General features: G+C 34.4%; 1 protein-coding gene and 1 pseudogene. Both read left to right on the top strand.

Going from position 1 to position 3526, the window contains the following annotated elements:
• A partial coding sequence (locus ABF281_RS09135) for a 4Fe-4S dicluster domain-containing protein (RefSeq protein WP_347181366.1) occupies positions 1–2788 on the top strand: 2788 nt, incomplete at its 5' end.
• A gap of 20 nt (positions 2789–2808) precedes the next feature.
• A pseudogene (locus ABF281_RS09130) lies at positions 2809–3526 on the top strand (hydrogenase); the annotation flags it as partial.

Genomic DNA, 3526 nt, shown 5'->3' with positions numbered 1-3526 from the left:
TGCAGATTGGTATGCAACCTCAATGGCAGATGGTTACGATTTTGCAAATGTTTTAGTAAAAACAAGAGAAGTTCGTCCAATTCAAAATATGCCAAATAAAGAGGCGAATGGGACAACTTCAGCTAGAGTACAAGCTTCTATTTTATCATTATACGATGAAAAATTAAGATTAAAAGAACCAACTAAGTCAGGTGAATCAATTACATGGTCTTTAGCTGATAACGAAATTGCTTCAGAATTAGAAGGTTTTAAGAATCAAAATAAACCAGTTGTTTTATTAACAGGTTCTATGCCTAGTCCTTCAACAGACCAAATTATATCAGAGTTTTTGAAGGTGTTTCCAAACACAAAACATGTGATTTATGACGCTGTTTCAGAGTCTGGAGCTGCAGACGCTATGTTGGCAATGTACGGTAAAAGAGAGTTGCCAAATTACCATTTAGAAAAAGCTAAAACAATTGTTTCTTTTGGCGCAGATTTTTTAAGTGACTTTCATGGTGGTTTTGAGAAAAGCTATGTAAATGGAAGGAAACCAGAGACAGGCGACATGTCTTACCATGTTCAGTTTGAAAGTAACATGTCATTAACTGGTGCTAATGCTGATAAGAGGATTGTTTTAAAACCTTCAGATCAAGTTTTTGCATTGTTAAATCTTTATAATGCTATAACAGGAAGTAACGTTGCTTCTAAAGCTACATCTGCAGATGCTGAGGTGAAGAAAATGGCAATAGAGTTAAGAAAGAACGGTTCTAGCTCTGTTGTATTGACAGGATTAAACGATAAAAATGCACAATTAATTGCATTTGCTATAAATGAGGCTTTACAAAGTAATGTATTTGATGTTTTAAATACATTACGTATTCGTCAAGGAAATGATGCTGAGGTTGCTCAGTTAATATCTGATATGAAATCTGGTAATATTGCAGGTTTATTAATGCACAATGTAGATCCTATATATTCTTCAGCTAAATCTGCTGACTTTATTGAAGGTTTAGAGAAAGTTGAATTATCAGTTGCATTGTCATCTGAGAATAGTGCTACTGTAAACGCTTCTAAATACGTGTTGCCAACTCCACATTTCCTAGAATCTTGGGGAGATACGCAATTTGATAGCGTTACTTATGGTTTAATGCAGCCAACTATCCAGCCGTTATTCAATACTCGTCAATTACAAGATACTTTATTAAAATGGTCTGGAAATTCAACAAGTTACTACGATTATTTAAAAGCTTTTGCAGCGAATAATGTTTTAAATGGTAGTTCATGGAATACAGCTTTACATAATGGATATTTTGTAAGAACTATCTCAGATAAAAACACTTTTAATAATTCACTATCTTTATCAACTGTTGCATCTGAATTGTATAATGTTACAGAAAAAGCATCTGGATTTGAATTAAATTTATATACAAAAACTGGTTTAGGAGATGGTAAGCAAGCAAACAATCCTTGGTTACAAGAATTCCCTGATCCAATTACAAGAACTTCTTGGGACAATTACCTAACGATGTCTATTGCTGATGCAAAAGAATTAGGTTTTTCTAATCCTGTAAAAGACAATGGTGCTATTAATGGTGATTATGCTAAAATTTCTTTAAACGGAAAAGAGGCTGTAGTTCCTGTAATGATTCAACCAGGACAAGCAAAAGGTTCTGTAGGTTTAGCATTAGGTTTTGGAAAAACTTTTGGATTAAAAGAAGAAATGCAAGTAGGTGTTAATGCATACCCTTTTTATGCAGATAGTAATAATATTCAATATGGAGTTACTATAGAAAAAGCAGAGGGTTATCACGAGTTTGCTTGTACTCAGGTTCAAAAAACTATTGCTGGTCGTCATGACATCTTAAAAGTAGCTTCTCTAAAAGAATATAAGACTGTAGATCCTAAAGATCATCATCATGGATGGAATAAGCCTGCTTATGTTTCTTATGATCATCAAGAAGTAGAGGCTAATACCATAGATTTATGGGATGAGCACAATAGAGAATTAGGGCATCACTTTAATTTGTCTATAGATTTAACCTCTTGTACAGGTTGTGGAGCATGTGTTGTAGCATGTCATGCAGAAAATAACGTTCCTGTTGTTGGTAAAAGAGAAGTAAGAGTTGGTAGAGATATGCATTGGTTGCGTATTGATAGGTACTATTCATCTACAGTAGAAACAAGAGAAGATGCTAAGGAATTAGGTTTAAGTAGAGGGGAAATGTATGAAGCTCTAGAAACTGAAGCTGAAAATCCTGAAGTGACTTTTCAACCTATGATGTGTCAACACTGTAATCATGCACCTTGTGAAACAGTTTGTCCAGTTGCAGCAACAACTCATGGACGACAAGGTCAAAATCAAATGACATATAACAGATGTGTAGGTACAAGATATTGTGCAAACAACTGTCCATATAGAGTTCGTAGATTCAACTGGTTTGAATATGCAAACAACAATCAGTTTGACTTTAACATGAACAATCAATATGGTAAAATGGTATTGAATCCAGATGTTGTTGTGCGTGGTAGAGGAGTTATGGAGAAGTGTTCTATGTGTATTCAAATGACACAAGCAACAATTCTAGAAGCTAAAAAAGAAGGTAGACCTGTTAATACAGATGAGTTTGAAACGGCTTGTTCATCTGCATGTACAACAGGCTCATTAGTATTTGGTGATGTAAATAATAAAGAAGACAAAGTATCTGCTCTTACGAAAGATAAAAGAGCTTATAATGTCTTAGATTACTTACAAACAAAGCCGAATGTAATCTATCAAGTAAAAATAAAAAACACTAACGAAGCGTAATTAAATTTAAGATATAGCATATGTCTCATTACGAAGCACCCATAAGGGAACCTTTAGTATTAGGTGATAAGAGTTATCACGATATTACCGAAGATATTGCAAAGCCTATAGAAGGTAAAGCAAATAAGAACTGGTACATGGCATTTTATATTTCTTTAGCAGCAATGCTTTGGGGATTTGGATGTATTTTCTATACAGTAGGAACTGGTATTGGAGTTTGGGGATTAAACAAGAACATTGGATGGGCTTGGGATATTACCAATTTTGTATGGTGGGTAGGTATTGGTCATGCAGGAACACTTATTTCTGCAGTACTTTTATTATTCCGTCAAAAATGGAGAATGGCCATAAACCGTTCTGCAGAAGCAATGACAATTTTCGCCGTTTTTCAGGCAGGTTTGTTTCCAATTATCCACATGGGTAGACCATGGAATGCTTATTGGGTTTTACCATTACCTAACCAATTTGGTTCGTTATGGGTAAACTTTAATTCACCATTATTATGGGATGTATTCGCAATTTCTACGTATTTATCAGTTTCATTAGTTTTCTGGTGGACAGGTTTATTACCAGATTTTGCAATGATTCGTGATAGAGCTGTAAAGCCTTTTCAAAAGAAAATTTATGCTTTATTAAGTTTTGGTTGGTCAGGTAGAGCTAAAGATTGGCAACGTTTTGAAGAAGTATCTCTAGTATTAGCTGGTTTAGCTACTCCTTTAGTACTTTCTGTACATACTA

The organism is Wenyingzhuangia sp. (genome assembly GCF_039768515.1).
Taxonomy (GTDB): domain Bacteria; phylum Bacteroidota; class Bacteroidia; order Flavobacteriales; family Flavobacteriaceae; genus Wenyingzhuangia.
This window is presented reverse-complemented; position numbering and strand designations above follow the sequence as displayed.